This window comes from Streptomyces griseobrunneus (genome assembly GCF_046713465.1).
Taxonomy (GTDB): domain Bacteria; phylum Actinomycetota; class Actinomycetes; order Streptomycetales; family Streptomycetaceae; genus Streptomyces; species Streptomyces microflavus.
In genome coordinates, this window is sequence record NZ_CP177080.1 from 2392085 (window position 1) to 2409276 (window position 17192).

Here is a 17192-nt window from a genome sequence, read left to right on the forward strand (position 1 = left end):
CGAGATCCCCCTGCTCGGCCCACTCCTGGACGAGCGAGGGGTGTCGTGCCGGTTCCGGAGCGTGCTCGAAACTGCTCAGGCAGGCTGCTCAGGCAGTTGGGGAGGCTCCCGGAAGAATGGCGGTCCCGGAGGGGGACACGAAGCAACGCGCCTCAAAGACGTCGGTTGCAGACTTGAGGTTAACACTACCGGCTCCAACAAACATTCCCCCTCTCGGCCACCGGTAATCACACGCGGTTACGCGGCCAGCGGCAGCACGGTGGCGCCCGCGGCGTCGAGGGCGAGCCGGTTCGCGGCCCAGCCCTCGCCCGCCAGACGGGCGACCTTGTCGGCGGATCCTTCCTCCGCCAGCGCGAGCACCGTGGGGCCCGCGCCGGAGATGACCGCGGGCACGCCGTCGGCGCGCAACCGGTGCACCAGCTCGACGCTCTCGGGCATCGCGGGGCCCCGGTACTCCTGGTGGATGCGGTCCTCGGTCGCGGCCAGCAGCAGCTCGGGGCGCCTGGTCAGCGCCTCCACGAGCAGGGCCGCCCGGCCCGCGTTGAGTGCGGCATCGACGTGCGGGACGGTGCGCGGGAGCAGTCCGCGCGCCGTCTCGGTGAGCACGGGCCGGCCGGGCACGAAGACCACCGGGACGACGGACCGCGCGGGGTCCATGCGGATGGCCCGGGCCGCTCCGCCGTCCATCCACGCGAGGGTGAACCCGCCGAGCAGACAGGCCGCGACGTTGTCGGGGTGCCCCTCGATCTCGGTGGCCAGCTCCAGCAGGGCCTCGTCGTCGAGACGGGCGTCGCCACCGGTCGTCACGGCACGGGCGGCGACGATTCCGGCGCAGATGGCGGCGGAGGAGGAGCCGAGGCCGCGGCCGTGCGGGATGCGGTTGGCGCAGACGATCTCCAGGCCGCGGGGCTGGCCGCCGAGCAGGTCGAAGGCGGTGCGCAGGGAGCGTACGAGCAGGTGGCTCTCGTCGCGGGGCAGCGTCTCGCTGCCCTCACCTGCGATGTCGATGTGGAGCCCGGAGTCGGCGACCCGGACGACGACGTCGTCGTACAGCCCCAGCGAGAGGCCGAGGGCGTCGAAACCCGGGCCCAGATTGGCGCTGGTTGCGGGGACGCGCACCCTGACGGCGGCGGCTCGGAACGCGGGACCGGCCATCGGTTGGACGACTCCTTGCAAGGCGGCGGGGATTGCGGTGCGGTGCTTTTGCGGCGGTGGGTGCGGTGAAGGGCTCTGCGGGGATGGGCCTGCGGGGTGGTTCTACGGAGTGGTTCTACGGGGTGGTTCTACGGAGTGGGGATGGCGCCGGTGACCCGGCCCGTGCTCGCCGTCACGACGCCGATCGCGCCGCGGCGGACCCGTCGGGCGGATGTCGGGCGGATGGGGTACAGCTTATCGAAGGAAGGTTCTGTCGCGACATAGGGCGCACAGGAGGCGCACGATGCGTGTCGCCCGCCTCCTACGCGCTCTCCGCCCCGAAAAGAGGGCGGTTGAGCTGGGTTGTCATGGTTGACCGGGCCGTCCGGACCGGGCTGCCGGTGCCCGGCCCGGACGTGTCGCCGGACGGTCAGACGAGTCCGAGCTTCTGTGCCGCGGTGGCCGCGTCGACCGGTACGGTGACCGGCTGCGGGGCGCCCGCGACGGCCCAGTCGGGGTCCTTCAGGCCGTTGCCGGTGACCGTGCAGACGATGCGCTGGCCGGGGTCGATCTTGCCCTCCTCGGCGGCCTTGAGCAGACCGGCGACCGAGGCGGCCGACGCGGGCTCCACGAAGACGCCCTCCTGGGAGGCCAACAGCCGGTAGGCGGACAGGATCTGCCGGTCCGTCACCTCGTCGATGAAACCGCCCGATTCATCCCGGGCGGCCAGGGCGTAGTCCCAGGAGGCCGGGTTGCCGATGCGGATCGCGGTGGCGATGGTGGAAGGGTCCTTGACGATCTCGCCGCGCACGATGGGCGCGGAGCCGGAGGCCTGGAAGCCCCACATGCGCGGGGTGTGCGTGGAGACGCTGTCACGGGCGTACTCGGTGTACCCCTTCCAGTACGCGGTGATGTTGCCCGCGTTGCCGACCGGCAGGACGTGGATGTCGGGAGCGTCGCCGAGGGCGTCGACGATCTCGAACGCCGCGGTCTTCTGGCCCTCGATACGGACCGGGTTGACCGAATTGACCAGCGCCACCGGGTAGTTGTCCGAGAGCGAGCGGGCCAGGGTGAGGCAGTCGTCGAAGTTTCCGTCGACCTGGAGGATCTTGGCGCCGTGCACGAGCGCCTGGCCCATCTTGCCGAGGGCGATCTTGCCCTGCGGTACGAGGACGGCGCAGACCATGCCCGCGCGCACCGCGTACGCCGCGGCGGAGGCCGAGGTGTTGCCGGTGGAGGCGCAGATGACGGCCTTCGCCCCCTCCTCCTTGGCCCGGGTGATGGCCATGGTCATGCCGCGGTCCTTGAACGAACCGGTGGGGTTGGCGCCCTCGACCTTGAGGTGCACCTCGCAGCCCGTGCGCTCGGAGAGGACCTGCGCCGGAACGAGCGGCGTACCGCCCTCACGAAGTGTGACGACCGGCGTCGTGGACGTGACCGGAAGCCGGTCCCGGTACTCCTCGATGATGCCGCGCCACTGGTGGGTGCCCTTGCTGGTCATGGGTCCTTTACTCCCCTTCAACACGCATGATGCTGGCGACACCGCGGACGGTGTCGAGCTTGCGCAGCGCTTCGACGGTCCCGGAGAGGGCGGCGTCGGGCGCGCGGTGGGTGACGACGACGAGGGAGGCCTCGCCGCCTCCGTCCGGACGTCCTTGCTGGCGGACCGTGTCGATCGATACGCCCTGCTCGGCGAAGACCGTTGCCACCTGGGCGAGTACACCCGGCTTGTCGGCCACGTCGAGGCTGATGTGGTAGCGCGTGACGACCTCGCCCATGGGGCTGACCGGCAGGCGCGTGTAGGCGGACTCACCGGGGCCGGTGGCCTCGCCCAGTTTGTTGCGGCAGACCGCGACCAGGTCGCCGAGGACCGCGGAGGCCGTCGGGGGGCCGCCGGCGCCGGGGCCGTAGAACATCAGCTGCCCGGCCGCGTCGGCCTCGATGAAGACCGCGTTGTACGCCTCACGGACCGAGGCCAGCGGGTGGCTGAGCGGGATCATCGCGGGGTGGACGCGGGCGGTCACGGACCGGCCGTCGGCGGCGCGCTCGCAGATGGCCAGCAGTTTGACCGTGCAGCCCATCCTGCGGGCGGAGGCGATGTCGGCGGCGGTGACCTCGGTGATGCCCTCGCGGTGCACGTCGCCGATCTTCACCCGGGTGTGGAAGGCGATACCGGCGAGGATCGCGGCCTTCGCGGCGGCGTCGAAGCCCTCGACGTCGGCGGTCGGGTCGGCCTCGGCGTATCCGAGGGCGGTGGCCTCGTCGAGCGCCTCGGAGTAGCCGGCGCCGCTGGTGTCCATCTTGTCGAGGATGAAGTTGGTCGTGCCGTTCACGATGCCGAGCACCCGGTTGACCTTGTCGCCCGCGAGCGACTCGCGCAGCGGCCGCACCAGCGGGATGGCCCCGGCGACGGCGGCCTCGTAATACAGGTCGCGGCCGTACTTCTCGGCGGCGGCGTGCAGGGCCGCGCCGTCCTCGGCGAGCAGTGCCTTGTTGGCGGAGACGACGCTCGCGCCGTTCTCGAAGGCGGTGGTGATGAGCGTGCGGGCCGGCTCGATGCCCCCGATGACCTCGACCACGACGTCGATGTCGCCGCGCTGCACGAGCGCGGTCGCGTCGGTGGTGATCAGTGCGGGGTCGATGCCCTCACGCACCTTCGAGGGGCGGCGGACGGCGACGCCGACGAGCTCCACGGGCGCACCGATGCGCGCCGCGAGGTCGTCGGCGTGCGTCGTCATGATGCGCGCCACCTCTGAGCCGACCACTCCACAGCCCAGCAGCGCCACCTTCAGCGGACGCGTACGCATCATCCGACCTCGTTTCTCATACATGCTCATGTGTGGACCAGTCTCACTCACCGGACGGGCGTTTCTGACCCCCGTCCGGATCCTGAGACGACTATTTCATCAGCCGACATCGAGACGCAGGAGATCTTCCTCCGTCTCGCGCCGGACGATGACGCGTGCCTCTCCGTCCCGGACGGCGACGACCGGGGGGCGCAGGGCGTGGTTGTAGTTGCTCGCCATCGAGCGGCAGTACGCGCCGGTGGCGGGGACGGCGATCAGGTCCCCGGGTGCCAGGTCGGCGGGGAGGAACGCGTCCTTGACCACGATGTCCCCGCTCTCGCAGTGCTTGCCGACGACCCGGACCAGCATGGGCTCGGCCTCCGAGGTACGCGAGACGAGCGCCACGCTGTACTCGGCGTCGTACAGCGCGGTACGAATATTGTCCGACATTCCGCCGTCGACGCTGACATACGTCCGCAGCCCTTCGAGGGGCTTGATCGTGCCGACCTCGTACAGGGTGAACGCGGTGGGTCCGACGATGGCGCGCCCGGGCTCGACGGAGATCCGGGGCGTGCGCAGCTTCGCGGACTCGCACTCGCGGGTGACGATGTCGCTGAGCGCCTTGGCGATGTCGTGCGGCTCGCGGGGGTCGTCCTCCGAGGTGTACGCGATGCCGAGGCCGCCGCCGAGGTCGATCTCGGGGAGCTCGACGCCGTGCTCGTCACGGACCTCGGCGAGCAGCTGCACCACGCGCCGGGCGGAGACCTCGAATCCGGCCATGTCGAAGATCTGCGAGCCGATGTGCGAGTGGATGCCGATGAGTTCGAGGCTGTCGAGCGCGAGCGTGCGGCGCACCGCCTCGGCGGCCTGCCCGTCGGCCAGCGCGATGCCGAACTTCTGGTCCTCGTGGGCGGTGGCGATGAACTCGTGGGTGTGCGCCTCGACGCCGACGGTGACCCGGATCTGGACGCGCTGGCGGACGCCGTGGCTCCGGGCGATGTGGGCGACGCGGACGATCTCCTGGAAGGAGTCGAGCACGATCCGCCCGACGCCCACCTCGACGGCGCGCTCGATCTCGGCGACGGTCTTGTTGTTGCCGTGGAAGGCGATGCGCTCGGCGGGCATCCCCGCGTCGAGCGCGGTGGTCAGCTCGCCCCCGGAGCAGACATCGAGATTCAGCCCCTCCTCCTGGAGCCAGCGCACGACGGCGCGGGAGAGGAAGGCCTTCCCGGCGTAGAAGACGTCGGCGCCCGGCCCGAAGGCATCGGCCCAGGCCCGGCACCGGGCACGGAAGTCGCTCTCGTCGAGGAAGTAGGCGGGGGTACCGAACTCCTCGGCGAGCCGGGCGACGGCGATCCCGCCGACGGTGAGGGCACCGTCCGCGTCACGCGTGACGGTACGGGCCCAGACCTTCTCGTCCAGGACGTTCAGGTCGGCGGCGGGGGCGGAGTAGTGCCCCTCGGTCATGACGTCGGCGTGACGGGGACCGGCGGGGTGTGCGGAGCGGCTCATGGTGAGGTCTCTCGGATTCGTCAGAGTCGTCAGAGGTAAGCGGGCGCGCTGATACCGAGCAGGGACAGGCCGCCTGCCAGCACCGTCCCGGCGGCTTCGGCAAGGGCCAGCCGGGAGCGGTGGGCGGCCGAGGGTTTCTCGTCGCCCGAGGGCAGCGGCGGACAGCTGTCGTGGAAGTCGAAGAACGCGTGGGCGACGGCTTCCAGCTGCCGGGCGACCCGGTCGGGCGCACGGTGACGGGCTGCGGCGAGGAGGACGCCGGGGTGGTCGGCGAGGAGATCGAGGAGGGGGCGGGCGGGGGCTTCGGTGTACGGGGAGGGGGCGGGGCTTTCGTACGGTGCGGGGGCGGGGCCTACGCGTGCGGCGGGCTCCGCGTGCGTGCGGGGCTCGGCGCCCTTGTGCGCGGCGGGCTCCAGGGGCTTTCCGGGCTCCGAGGTGAACCCCAGGGCGGCGGCGCCCCGGGTGAGGGCGCGGGCCCTGGCGTGGGCGTACCGGACGCGGAAGAGCGGGTTGGCCTCCCCCTGGACGAGCAGGTCGTCACCGAGGGGGGCGCGGTCGTGGCCGGCGGGCCGCAGCAGCCCCCAGCGGACGGCGTCCGCGCCGAGCCGCTCCAGCAGCTCCCCCGCGGTTGCACCGGCGGGCACGGGGCGGATCCGGGGAAGCGGGACGGGGGGCGTGCCGTGCGCGTCGACGGTGACGCCGAGGCGGCTCCACTCCGGGTCGCCCGCCTCCTCGCAGCTGATCCGGACCCGGGCGCCCTGGGAGACGAGGAGCCGGCGCACGGCATGGGCGGTGACGGCGGCGCGCACCTCCCGCGCGTGGTGGAACCGGAGGATCTCGTCCCGGAGTGCGACCCCGTGTCCGTACGCGATCCCTTGCTCCCGTACGGCATCGAGAACGGCCCGGTCGCTGTCGGAGGGGGCGTCGAGGGTGAAGCTCAGGAACCCGGGACCGGTGATCTCGACCCGCCCGATACCGGGCTCGGCGGCGACCCGCTCGCGCAGGATCCGCGCGACCTCCAGGGCCGGCAGCTCGGCGGGGCCGGCGAGCTGGAGCGCGACCGCGCAGGCGTAGTCGCCGCTGCCTCCGGGCCGTGTCCTCTCCACCCGCACGCGCGCGGGTACGGGCGCGCGCAGCACGTTCTCGTCGACCGCGCGGCGCACGGCGTGCAGCACGGTCCTGGAGAGATCGGCGGGGGTCACGGGACAAGCGTATGGGAGGAGGAGGGGGGCTCCGCGACCCGGTTTCGCCATCCGGTCAGCCGGTGGCGGTACCCGCCCGTCCGGCACCGCTCCATCCGTCGACCGACGGCCGCTCCTCCCCGGTCGCCAGCCGGTGCACCATCCGCACGAGCTCGGTGGGATCGAACGGCTTGGCCAGGAAAGCGTCGACCCCGGCCGACACCCCCGCGTCCACCTCGTAAGGGGTGCAGGCACTGATGACGGCGATGGGCACCTGCCGGGTGCGGGGGTCGGCACGCAGCCGGGACGCGGTCTCCAGGCCGCCGAGCCGGGGCATCACGACATCGAGGGTGATCACATCGGGACGGATCCGGTGGACCAGGTCCAGGCACTCGACACCATCGGCCGCGGTCACGACCTCGAAGCCCTCCAGCTCGAGATTGACCCTGATCAGCTGCCGGATGACCTTGTTGTCGTCGACAACAAGCACGCGGCCGTACGCCCCTGACACCCTTCGAGAGTAGGTCGGCCCCCCTGACCGCGTCCGGCGTTTGGTCACTTCCGCCCCGGACGGGGGACGGGCTGACGCGACGGAATACCTGTTCACGGAGACCCGGTGGGAGCTGGTAGTGTTTCACCCGTCGCAGAGCAACACCGCGATACGCCCCCGTAGCTCAGGGGATAGAGCATCGGCCTCCGGAGCCGGGTGCGCAGGTTCGAATCCTGCCGGGGGCACTTCTCAGGAAGTGCCGACAAGACCCCGCCACCAGCGTTCACGCTGGAAGCGGGGTCTTCGCGTATGCAGGGCAGCGCCCCGCGCCCGGTCAGCGGCGCCCGCACAACGCCCGGTGATAGCGAACGTGGTCCTGCTCGATGACATGCTCGGCATGCCGCTTGAGCTGGTATTCGACAGCCCCCGTCGAATTCCTCCTCACCGTCCAGTCCTCATCGATGTAGATGGCCAACCTGTCGAACTCGACATGATGGTCGGGGCACAGGCACAACAGGTTGGACAGCTGATCGGGGCCGAGGTGGGGCCCACCGAGCCCGCGGATGTGGGCCGCTTCGCTGTAGTTGCTGCACATCGTCTCGACGCGGGATCCGCACACCTGGCACGCGTGGGCGTACATCTCCTTTATCCGCTCGACGAGCCGCGAGTCCCGGTCGGGCCGGAACGAGGTGCGCAAACGGCGGGGCGCGCCTCCCTCACGGCCGGGAAGCTCACCGCTCGCACTCGCGTATCCCGCGAGGCCGACGCGCTCCAGCAGGGCCTCACGATCGACATCGGGGAGGTGCCTGGAACAGATCAGCCCGACGGCCTCGGCGAGCGCCAACGAGCGGCGGAGGACCCTCGCCGCGTCCTTGCTGAAGCCGCGCTCGCCCCTGCGGCGGCCAACGGGAAGGGGTGGGTGCGGTTCCCTGGGTATCGATTCACTCCACATCGCACAGTCCACTGCTGCGCAGGTGCCAGAAGGGGTACTCGGGCGTGACCCTCGAGTCCGGGAGCCCGAAGTTCCGCAGCAGCGGCCCGACCTCCTCGCGGAACGTCTGCCACCCGACCAGGCGGTTCCGCTCGCGTTCCTGCTCGGCGGCCAAGCGGCCGATGGCCCAGAGGAGGGTGATCGGCTTGTGGCGGGAAGAGCGCCGGTCGTTGACGTGGGTCTTCAGAGCCGAGAGGGCGCGGAGCACATCTTCCTTGCGCAGAAGCGTCCCTGCCTCGACGTCAGGAGACGGCTCCGGGCACGCCGCTCGCGAGGTCTCCGAGGAGAGTCAGCGAGCGTAGGGGCACGGGGATCCCGAGCCTTTCGAGAAGGGGTTCCGCCGGTACGCCGGACTCGTCCACGTCGCCCAGGGCCATCATGTGCTCCCAGGTCCGCTCGTTCTCGTCCACTCCCCAAATAGCCTTGGCGAGAGCACGGTTGTGGAAGAGACCAAGAATCCTCGCCCTGGCGACGAACTTCTTGTCGGCGTAGAAAAGCACTTCGTCGCCGACCCGGCGCCCGGCGAGCGCGGTTGTCTTTTCCGACTTCTTGGGCGCCGCCGGTGTCGATCCCCAGAGCCGCGCCGAGCCCGCAGGAAAGAGCATCCTCAACGCTTGGGCGTCAGCGCCGAGTTCCCGCTCATAGTCTGCGAGCTTGATCCCTTGGCGTACGGAGTGCTCGAAATGTTTCGGCCCTCGCACGCGGGCGTAGCTCTCGGCTGGAGAACCCACTGGACCCCCGCCGCGCCCTGAAGGCCGGCCCGGGGATCGCCTGCACCGTTTCCGTCAGAGCCTTCGCCGCCCGTTTCGGAGAGTCGTTCACCGCTGTTCATCGTCACGACGATCAGGTTAGCCAGTAGGACTGACAATGGATGGTGCGGGTCTGCGGACCGATCCGAAGCCAGAGTGCCTCCGGCCCCTGCACGGGCTCAGCGCTTGGGGCGCAGTCAACCCCGCCAACTTTGCGGAATCACCTGCTCCGAATCCGTGTACCAGAGTTTGCTGTCGCCATCGAATCCGGCGTTCACCAGTTGCTTGACCTCGAACACCTTCGCGTGCCTTCCGGGACAGCGGCGGCAACCACGCGCGTACTCGTTCTGCGCGTCGAAGGAAGAGAGGCGACATCCCTCACACAGGGACGCCCCGGGTGCGCTTCTCCCGCCCCCGTGCAGTTCCGCCGCGATTTCGAGCCGTGCCGCCCTCAGCAGTTCATCCACCGGTTTCGGATGACCTGGTCCGGTCATCTGCGTTTCCCCGCTCCCGCCTGTCACTCGTACGGGTGGCATGCACTCTTGGCATATGCCAGAACCTCGGGACCCGAGGGAGGATTCGGCCACCAGCCGCAGCCAACCCCCGCAGGCCCGGGTATCGAAGTCCTGTACGGAAAGGATGTTCTGCAGAAGCTGGTACTCGGCTGTCCGGAGGGGGACGCATGCGGGGGCACGAGCACAGCGACAACGACCTGAGCGGTACGGTGCACGGCTTCGTGGTGCAGGCGGGGAGCGTGCACGGCGGCATCCATGTGTTTGGGGGTGGGGCGCGGGAGGAGGTGCCGCAGCCCTGGCAGTTACCGCCCTCGGTCCGGATCACCGACCGGACGGACGAGCTCCGCGCCCTGGAGCTGCACCGATGCCGGGCCATGGAGGACGGGCATCCCACGCTGGCGGCGGTGAGCGGGCTCGGCGGGGTGGGGAAGACCGCGGTCGCACTGGCCTGGCTGCACACGCTGCGCCCGCACTTCCCCGGCGGTCAGTTGTACGCCGATCTGGGCGCCCAGGCGCCGGGCGGTCCCGCCGACCCCGGCGAGGTGGTGGGCAGGTTCCTGCGGGCGCTGGGCGTCCCCACCGGTCAGGTGCCCCCGGCGCTGGGTGAACGGGTCGCGCTCTACCGGTCGTTGACCGCCGACCGGCAGCTCGTGGTGCTGCTGGACGACGCAGCGACCGCGGCCCAGGTACGGCCCCTGTTACCGGCGGGGCGGTGTGTGACGGCGGTGACCAGCCGTCGGCGGATGCCGGGGCTGAGCCTCGACGGGGGCCATGTGATCCATCTGGAGCCGCTCTCCACCGAGGCGGCGGTCGAGTTGCTCGATTCGACCCTCGCGGACGGCCGGGTCGCCGCTCAGCCCGAGGAGGCGCGGGCCCTCGTCCTGCTCTGCGCGGGGCTGCCGCTCGCGGTACGCATCGCCGGGGCGCGGCTGGCGGCCCGCCCCCGGCAGGGCATCACGGCGATGGTCCGGGCGCTGTCCGAGGAGCACGAGCGACTGGAGGCGCTGGCCATAGAGGGCGACCACGACGTACGGGCGGCGCTGGACCTCTCCTACCAGGGACTGCCGCCCACCGCGGCCCGCCTCTACCGGCTGCTGGGGCTCCACCCCGGCCGGGAGTTCGGTGGGCCGGTGGCGCGGGCGCTCCTGGGTGAGGACGCCGTCGAGGCGCTCGACGCGTTGTACGACGCGAATCTGCTCGTCGATGTCGCCGAGGCGTCGGGCGGCGAGCGCTACCGGTTCCACGATCTGGTGCGTCTGCACGCCGCCGCGCGGGCCGCGCAGGACGAGAGCGCTGACGAGCGGACAGCCGCGCTGCTCCGCATCGGCCACCACTATCTCGCCAACGCCGACCGGGCCGAGGAGATCATCGAGCCCCGACGCGCCCTGCTGGAGCGGGACTTCGAGCCGGAGTGCGTGGTCGAAGAGGACTTCGGCGCCGTCGGCGGGCAGGCGGAGGCAGAGGCGGCGCTGGACTGGCTGGAGCGGGAGCTGCACAACCTGATGGCAGTGGTCCGCCTCGCGCGCCCGATGGGTGCCCCGGAGCTGGCCTGGCAGCTGACCGACGCGTTGTGGCCGCTGTTCCCGCGTCGCAAGCTGTACCGGGAGTGGCGGGAAGCCCACGAGGAGGGGCTGCTGGCCGCCGAGGAGGCCGGGGACGAGGAGGCCGCCTGCCGGATGCTGACCTCCGGCGCCCTGGGAAAGCTCGCCACGGGCGCCCCCGCCGAAGGGCTGGCGATGTTCGAGCGGGCCGCGGCCTCCTTTTTGGAGCGCGGGGACGCTCTCGGGCACGCCCGGACGCTGAACTACCGGGGGCTGGCCCACCAGCGGCTCGGGCGGCCGGACCGTGCGGCCGAACTGTTCGCCCGCGCGGCGGACGCGCTGCCCGCCTGCGGCGATCTCCGGGCCGGTGCGCTGGCCCGGTTCAATCTGGCCGATGTCGCCTTCTCCCAGGGGCGGTACGAGGATGCCGCCGTCGACGCCGAGGCCGCCCGCCTCACCCTGGAGGCGGCCGGCGACGCGTACAACGCCGCCCGGGCCGCCGGCCTGACCGGGCGGGCCTGTGTGCACCTGGGCAGGCTCGGCCGGGCGGAGTCGGAGCTGTCGGCGGCACTGTCCGCGTTACGGGCCCAGGCCGCCGGGTTCGAGGCGGCCCGCGTGCTCGGAGGTCTGGCCCAGCTCTCCGAGCGTCGCGGGCAGCCATGGCAGGCCCGGCAGTACTACCGGGAAGCGCTGTCCCTGTACTCCTCCGTCGGCCGGTCCCAGTCTGCCGAGGCGGACGAGGCGCGGACCCGGCTCGGGGCCCTGGAGCCCCCTGAGCCGGTGGCCCCGGACCTCGAAGTTCCGGGGCCGGGCCCGTCCGGGGACGCCCAGGGCGACGCCGACGCGTAGCCGCGTACGGTCCTGACGACCCGTACGGCGGCAGGGTCCAGCGCGGCCGGGTCCAGGCCCGCCACCAGCCAGACGTGCGCGACCGAGGCCCAGACCGCCCAGGACTGCGCAGGCCACCCCGGCTCACGGGTCAGCAGCCGGTCCCGGCCTCCGAGCCGCAGCCAGCAGTGAGGGCCCCGGTACACGGCCACCACCAGGGCGCCCGGGTGGCAGTCGGCGAGTTCGGCCGCGTACCGGGCGGGGTCCTCGTGCAGCGGGAGCCCCACCGACGGGAGTTCGGCCACCAGGGCGTCCGCCAGGAGCGGCATCGGGTGCGCCGCGGAGAGCCGGACGCGCAGGTGCTCGTCGGCGACCCGCACCGGGCGGTCCGGGTGCAGCAGGGTGGCCCAGGTGCGGCGGACCCCCCGCTGCGGGACGTCCTCGGTGAGCCGTACGGTCGGCGCGGTCATCGGGCAGACCCCCGTTCCTCGGTGAGCCGTACGCTCGGCGTGGTCATCGGCCGGACCCCCGTTCGTCGTGGCTCACCGTCACCGGCAGCGGCGCGTGCTCCGCACGCGGCCGGACGGCAGGGGCGCGCAGCCGGAGCTTGCGGTAGATCAGCGCCCGCATCCTGACGGCGAACCTCCCCGGCTCCGAGGTGATCCGGGCCGCCACCTGCTCGTACCGCTCCGTGCGGTACTCCGCTGCGGCGCGGGCGAGCTGGCGGACGAGGGGGCGGTCGGCATGCAGCCGCGGGGCGAAGGAGGCCAGTTCGGCGGCGGGTGAGCCGGGGTCCAGGTCGCCCTCCGGGGCGCTGCCCATGAGGACCGGGACTCCGGTCATCGCCCCGTACAGGGAGACGGAGCCGTGGTCCCCCACGATGTGGTCGGCGGCGACCAGCGCCCCGACCCAGTCGGCGTACTGGCTGATGACCAGCAGCCCCGAGCGCCCGAGCCCCGCGAGCCAGCTGCGGATCTGCCATTCCCCGTGGGCGTTCCAGACGTGCGGGTGGAGCAGGAGGGCGACCCGGAAGTCCTCCCGGGGCAGCTCGTCGACCAGCCGTTCCAGCAGCTCCCACTGCCGGCCCAGGAGAGAACCCGGCCCCCAGGTGGAGCAGGCCGTCACCAGCTGCTGCCGCGCCCCGACCCCCAGGGCGTCGCGGTAGAGGGCCCGTTGCGGCAGGCTCGCCGTGATCCGGTCGGAGCAGGGGTCGCCGATCACCTCCGCCGCGGGCAGCGCCTCGGGGCATTCGCGGCCCAGGCGGGTCAGCTCCTCGTGGTGGGCGAGCACGATCGATTCGGGGACCACCCGGCCGTCCTGGATCAGCCACTGCCGGTCGAGTCCGTAGATCCCGCGTCCGACGACCCGCCGGCCGCGCTGCCCGGCAGGGATCAGCTTGTTGTGCCCGGCACCGTGCGGTAGCACGATCACCGGGGCGTGCAGTTCCTGCAGTCCGCCGTGAGCGGCCGCCAGCGCCAGGTCGAAGGGCATGTGGACCGCCTGGTGCCAGGGCAGGACCAGGCCGCCCAGCCGTTCCAGGAAGAAGTCCACCCCGTGGCTGAACACATCGGGCGCCTGGGTGAAGAACACCTGCACCCGTGCGTCGCCCTCCAGCAGCCGCACCGCTTCGAGCAGCCGCTGCCCCGCGGTGACGGTGTGCACCACGGCCAGTACCTTCTTGCGGGCCCGCCGGGTGGCCCAGCGGTCGACGTCCAGGCGCACCGGTACAAGGGGCCGGTGCACGTCCGGCATGGTCAGGCTCATCTGATCAGTCCCCGTTTCCGTCGCCGCGGACCGGAAGGCCCGCGGGAGCCGTCGCGAAGGGCGGCCCGGGACGCATCTGCCCGGGGACGTGGACGGGCGGCCTGCAGGAATCCTGCGTTCCAGCTGCAGGACGAAAAGCGCTGCGGCATGCGCCCCGCACACACCCCTGTGCGCCCTGGTCCGGGCCGGTGGCTCAGGGAACAGTGGACTGTTCCGCACAGACGTGCGGACGCTGCCGACGGCGGCAGGAAGTGGCGCACCCATCGGGGGGCGATATGGACCTTCTTGCTCTGGGACCCCTGGAACTATGGCACGGGCACCAGCAGCACATGCTCGGTTCGGTGAAACAGCGCTGCGTGCTCGCGGTTCTGGTACACGCGCGCGGTGAACCCGTCGCCATGGACACGCTGATGGAGCGGGTCTGGGGCGACGAACCGCCCCGGACGGGCCCGGACACGCTGCAGACCTACCTCTCACGGCTGCGCGGCCATCTGCGCGACGCCGTGGGCCCGCTCGTCCGGCTGGACCGGATACCGCCCCGGCTGTACCAGCTCCGGATGAGCGACCAGAACGACCTGGACCTGGTCCGCTTCCAGCGGTTCCGCACCGAGGCCGCGGTGGCGGCGGAGCAGGGCCGGACGGATTGGGCGGTCGGGCTGCTGCGGACCGCCGAGAACCTGTGGCGGGGCGAGCCGCTGACGGAGAGCTCCAGCGAGTGGGCGGCTTCCGTGCGTACGCGGCTGGTGGAGGATCACCGCCATGTCCGGGAGGAGCGCATCCGGCTGGAGCTGGAGCTCGGGCGTCACGCCGACCTCATCGGTGAGCTGGGCGAGTTGGCGGCGGAGAGCCCGCTGGCGGAAGGGGTGGTCGGCTCCCTGATGCTGGCGCTCCACCGCAGCGGGAGGCACAGCGAGGCGCTGGCGCTCTACCGCACGACGCACACCCGGCTGCGCGAGGGGCTGGGCATGGAGCCGGGGGCCGATCTGCGGGCGCTGCACCAGAGGATCCTGGAACAGGACCGGGGCCTGGCGCAGCCTCGGGAGGCCACCGTCACCGTCGCGGCCCCCACCACATCGCCTCCCTCTCCCCCGGAGTTCCCCGTCGCTCCGGCCTCACAGCCACCACCCGTGCCGGGCGCCCCAGCTGTCCGCAACAACCTCCCCCGCGACACCCGGGACTTCACCGGCCGTACGCGAGAGCTGGAGATGCTGCGCGACGGACTCACCGGCGACGGGTACGCGCTGCCGCTCGCCGTGCTCCACGGGATGCCCGGCATCGGCAAGACCGCTCTGGCCGTGCATGCCGCGCACCGGCTGGCCGACGCGTATCCGGCGGGTCAGCTGTACGTCGATCTGCACGGGTTCAGCGGACGGCGGCCCTTCGACCCGGCCGAGGCCCTGGCCCTCCTGCTGCACGCCGTCGGAGCCGGCGGCAAGTTGCCGGAGACGCTCGACGGACGGGCGGCCGAGTGGCGGGAGTGGACCGCGCGCAACCGGGTGCTGGTGGTGCTCGACAACGCGCGGGACGCCGCCCAGGTCCGGCCGCTGCTGCCCGGCTCGGCCGGGTGCCTGGCGATCGTGACGAGCCGCAACCGGCTCTCCGGACTGGACGGGGCGACCTCCCTGCTGGTGGACGCGCTGCCCGCCCAGGAGGCGGCGGCCCTGTTCAGCCGGATCGCGGGCGCCGCCCGCACCTCCCGCGACCCGGAGGCCCTGGGGCTGCTGGTGGACGCCTGCGGCCGTCACCCGTTGGCCACGACGCTGCTCGCGGGCCGCTTCCGGCACCGGGAGATCTGGGACCTGCGCCATCTCCTGGAGCGTCTGGCGCAGTCGAGCGACCCGCTGGACGAGCTCGACGAGGAGGTGTTCGTCTCGGCGTTCCGGTTCTCCTACGCCGAGCTGGCTCCCGGGACACGCCGGCTGCTGCGCCTGCTCGCGCTGCACCCTGGGCCCGACATCACGGCGGCCGCCGCGGCCGCTCTCCCGGGAGCGGGGGCCGGCCCCGGCGGCGGTGCGGAGGGTGTACGGCGCAGCATCGAGGAGCTGCTGGACTGCCATCTGCTGGCGGAACCGGTGCTCGGCCGCTACCAACTGCACGACCTCACGAGGGCGTTCGCGCTGCGCATGTGCACGGCCGAGGAGTCGGAGAGCGCTCGCGACGAGGCCCTGGGCAGGCTCCTGGGGCACTACCTCACCTCCGCGCACCGGGCGCATCGCCTCACCCACCCGCGCCGCAGGGCCCTGGAGCCGGAGCCTGGGCAACTGTGCCTGTACGCGGCCGAGTTCGGGGACTCCCAGGAGGCGGCGGCCTGGCTGGAGGCCGAGCGGGCCAACCTGCTGGCCGCCGCCCGCACGGCGGCCGCGGAGGACCTGGACCAGGCGGCGCACTTCCCGCACGCGCTCGCCCCCTCGCTCAGGATCTGGGGCAGCTGGGCGGTCTCCGACGAGTTGTACGGCGCGGCCGTGGAGGCGCTGCGTTCGCGGGGCAACCCGGCACTGCTGGCGCAGACGCTGGTGGAGGCGGCGGACCTGCTGGCGCAGACGGGACCAGGGGAGGCGCTGAGCTGTGCGGGCGAGGCGCTGACCCTCTTCCAGGACCTCGACGACCCCGCAGGGTGCGCCGACGCCTCCCTCCAGGCGAGCCGCGCGCACCTGGCCGCCGGGCACACCGGCCCGACGCTGCGCATGGCGGCGCGCGCTCTGGCGCTCTACCGGCAGTTGGGCGATCTGCACGGCGAGGCGGACTGCCTCAACATCGAGGGGGCGGCGCTGTACCAGGAGGGCCGGTACGACGAGGCGCTCGGCCGGGCGCGTCTCACGCTGCAGATCCACGAGGGGACGGGGGATCTGCTGGGACAGGTCCGCGCGCTCAACAACATCGGCGAGATCCACCACCTGCGCGGCCACGTCGAGCACGCCCACGACCACTTCGAACGATCACGGGTACTGGCCCAACTGCACGGTGGTGGGCAGGAGTTGGCCATCCTCGATACCAACCTGGGCACTGTGTACCAGGCGATGGGTGACACCCCGCGGGCACTGGCCAGTTTCCGGCGGGCACTGGAGAGCCACCGAGCCCGGGGGGACGGCCTGGGCGAGGCGAACACGCTGATCAGCATGGGGTCGGCCCACACCGAGAGCGGGGACAGCGGCGAGGCCCTGCTCCACTTCACCCTGGCGGAGGAGGTCGCGCGGAGCATCGACAGCGCCTACGAGCGGACCCGGGCACTGCTCGGCGTGGCCGACGTCCACCATGCCACGGACCGACCCGATGTGGCGCTGGAGGTCTACGGGCAGGCGCTCGACCTGGCCGAACGCACTGGCTCCCGGCCCGCTGCGGCCCGCGCGCTGGCGGGGCTCGCCCGTACGGCGCTGAGCATGCGGCGGGGAGACCCGGCCCGGGAGTACGCCAGGAGGGCGGAAGAGGTGTACCGGAGCCTGGGCTCCGAGGCCGAGGCGGAGAGCGTGCGGCGGATGTTGCTGGGGGAAACGAGAAGGACCGGCTCCTGAGCCTCGCCCGGGTGCCGGTCCGTTCGGCCGTGGTGCGGATCAACCGCCGACGACGTGGCCCGTCGGGCCGGGCGATGTCACCACATCCACTGAAGTATTTTCCACATGCGACTGACAACTTCCTTCATTCTGCGCCGAGTTGGCGGTGTCCTGTGCGTCGAAGATCCGACTGGGCGATCATGGCACAGACGG

13 protein-coding genes and 1 tRNA gene are annotated in these 17192 nt (G+C 72.1%); 3 read left to right on the top strand and 11 right to left on the bottom strand.

Annotation, left to right across the window (positions count from 1 at the left end; all coding sequences use genetic code 11):
* Positions 1 to 237: 237 nt before the first annotated feature.
* The 6 genes from thrB to ACK8N7_RS10470 all read right to left on the bottom strand — a co-directional run bounded on the left by thrB (position 238) and on the right by ACK8N7_RS10470 (position 7103).
* Complete coding sequence (gene thrB, locus ACK8N7_RS10445) at positions 238 to 1155, bottom strand: homoserine kinase (protein ID WP_015611361.1); 918 nt, start codon at positions 1153 to 1155, stop codon at positions 238 to 240.
* A 409-nt stretch (positions 1156 to 1564) separates the two neighbouring features.
* Positions 1565 to 2635 (bottom strand): threonine synthase, encoded by a 1071-nt coding sequence (gene thrC / locus ACK8N7_RS10450; RefSeq protein WP_403209774.1) that lies wholly within the window; start codon positions 2633 to 2635, stop codon positions 1565 to 1567.
* A 7-nt stretch (positions 2636 to 2642) separates the two neighbouring features.
* The gene (locus ACK8N7_RS10455; RefSeq protein WP_403209772.1) at positions 2643 to 3944 is read right to left on the bottom strand and encodes a homoserine dehydrogenase; all 1302 of its coding nucleotides are present in this window, start codon (positions 3942 to 3944) and stop codon (positions 2643 to 2645) included.
* A 96-nt stretch (positions 3945 to 4040) separates the two neighbouring features.
* Positions 4041 to 5432 carry a diaminopimelate decarboxylase gene (gene lysA / locus ACK8N7_RS10460; protein WP_319342744.1) on the bottom strand — a complete coding sequence of 464 codons (1392 nt, stop codon included), beginning with the start codon at positions 5430 to 5432 and terminating at the stop codon, positions 4041 to 4043.
* Positions 5433 to 5461: 29 nt separating this feature from the next.
* Positions 5462 to 6634: an ArgS-related anticodon-binding protein NrtL gene (gene nrtL, locus ACK8N7_RS10465; RefSeq protein WP_403209769.1), complete on the bottom strand. Its 1173-nt coding sequence runs from the start codon at positions 6632 to 6634 to the stop codon at positions 5462 to 5464.
* A 55-nt stretch (positions 6635 to 6689) separates the two neighbouring features.
* On the bottom strand, positions 6690 to 7103 hold the full coding sequence (locus ACK8N7_RS10470) for a response regulator (RefSeq protein WP_319342748.1): 414 nt from the start codon (positions 7101 to 7103) through the stop codon (positions 6690 to 6692).
* Positions 7104 to 7276: 173 nt separating this feature from the next.
* Here ACK8N7_RS10470 and ACK8N7_RS10475 point away from each other — a divergent pair.
* Positions 7277 to 7348: transfer RNA gene (locus ACK8N7_RS10475), tRNA-Arg, on the top strand.
* An 89-nt stretch (positions 7349 to 7437) separates the two neighbouring features.
* Here ACK8N7_RS10475 and ACK8N7_RS10480 read toward each other — a convergent pair.
* From ACK8N7_RS10480 to ACK8N7_RS10495, 4 genes are all read right to left on the bottom strand, one after another.
* A complete protein-coding gene (locus ACK8N7_RS10480; protein ID WP_500441992.1) occupies positions 7438 to 8055 on the bottom strand; it encodes an HNH endonuclease in 618 nt (205 codons plus the stop codon).
* Positions 8045 to 8302 (bottom strand): phosphorothioated DNA-binding restriction endonuclease family protein, encoded by a 258-nt coding sequence (locus ACK8N7_RS10485; RefSeq protein WP_500441994.1) that lies wholly within the window; start codon positions 8300 to 8302, stop codon positions 8045 to 8047. Before ACK8N7_RS10485 ends, ACK8N7_RS10480 begins: the two co-directional genes overlap by 11 nt.
* Positions 8303 to 8336: 34 nt before the next feature.
* Positions 8337 to 8825, bottom strand: a complete 489-nt coding sequence (locus ACK8N7_RS10490; RefSeq protein WP_500441996.1) for a hypothetical protein — start codon at positions 8823 to 8825, stop codon at positions 8337 to 8339.
* Positions 8826 to 9040: 215 nt separating this feature from the next.
* Positions 9041 to 9337 carry a hypothetical protein gene (locus ACK8N7_RS10495; protein WP_500441998.1) on the bottom strand — a complete coding sequence of 99 codons (297 nt, stop codon included), beginning with the start codon at positions 9335 to 9337 and terminating at the stop codon, positions 9041 to 9043.
* A gap of 188 nt (positions 9338 to 9525) precedes the next feature.
* On the opposite strand from ACK8N7_RS10495, the gene ACK8N7_RS10500 reads away from it, so the two are divergent.
* Positions 9526 to 11748 (top strand): ATP-binding protein, encoded by a 2223-nt coding sequence (locus ACK8N7_RS10500; RefSeq protein WP_500442000.1) that lies wholly within the window; start codon positions 9526 to 9528, stop codon positions 11746 to 11748.
* Positions 11749 to 12240: 492 nt separating this feature from the next.
* Here the strand turns inward: ACK8N7_RS10500 and ACK8N7_RS10505 are convergent, their stop codons facing one another.
* Positions 12241 to 13491 carry a hypothetical protein gene (locus ACK8N7_RS10505; protein ID WP_403209759.1) on the bottom strand — a complete coding sequence of 417 codons (1251 nt, stop codon included), beginning with the start codon at positions 13489 to 13491 and terminating at the stop codon, positions 12241 to 12243.
* Positions 13492 to 13766: 275 nt separating this feature from the next.
* On the opposite strand from ACK8N7_RS10505, the gene ACK8N7_RS10510 reads away from it, so the two are divergent.
* Positions 13767 to 17000: an AfsR/SARP family transcriptional regulator gene (locus ACK8N7_RS10510; RefSeq protein ID WP_500442002.1), complete on the top strand. Its 3234-nt coding sequence runs from the start codon at positions 13767 to 13769 to the stop codon at positions 16998 to 17000.
* Positions 17001 to 17192 lie beyond the last annotated feature (192 nt).

Excerpts from the sequence above, each read along its gene's own strand:
- thrB (WP_015611361.1), bottom strand. The coding sequence starts at position 1,155 with ATGGCCGGTCCCGCGTTCCGAGCCGCCGCCGTCAGGGTGCGCGTCCCC.
- thrC (WP_403209774.1), bottom strand. The coding sequence starts at position 2,635 with ATGACCAGCAAGGGCACCCACCAGTGGCGCGGCATCATCGAGGAGTAC.
- ACK8N7_RS10455 (WP_403209772.1), bottom strand. The coding sequence starts at position 3,944 with ATGATGCGTACGCGTCCGCTGAAGGTGGCGCTGCTGGGCTGTGGAGTG.
- lysA (WP_319342744.1), bottom strand. The coding sequence starts at position 5,432 with ATGAGCCGCTCCGCACACCCCGCCGGTCCCCGTCACGCCGACGTCATG.
- ACK8N7_RS10480 (WP_500441992.1), bottom strand. The coding sequence starts at position 8,055 with ATGTGGAGTGAATCGATACCCAGGGAACCGCACCCACCCCTTCCCGTT.
- ACK8N7_RS10495 (WP_500441998.1), bottom strand. The coding sequence starts at position 9,337 with ATGACCGGACCAGGTCATCCGAAACCGGTGGATGAACTGCTGAGGGCG.
- ACK8N7_RS10500 (WP_500442000.1), top strand. The coding sequence starts at position 9,526 with ATGCGGGGGCACGAGCACAGCGACAACGACCTGAGCGGTACGGTGCAC.
- ACK8N7_RS10505 (WP_403209759.1), bottom strand. The coding sequence starts at position 13,491 with ATGAGCCTGACCATGCCGGACGTGCACCGGCCCCTTGTACCGGTGCGC.
- ACK8N7_RS10510 (WP_500442002.1), top strand. The coding sequence starts at position 13,767 with ATGGACCTTCTTGCTCTGGGACCCCTGGAACTATGGCACGGGCACCAG.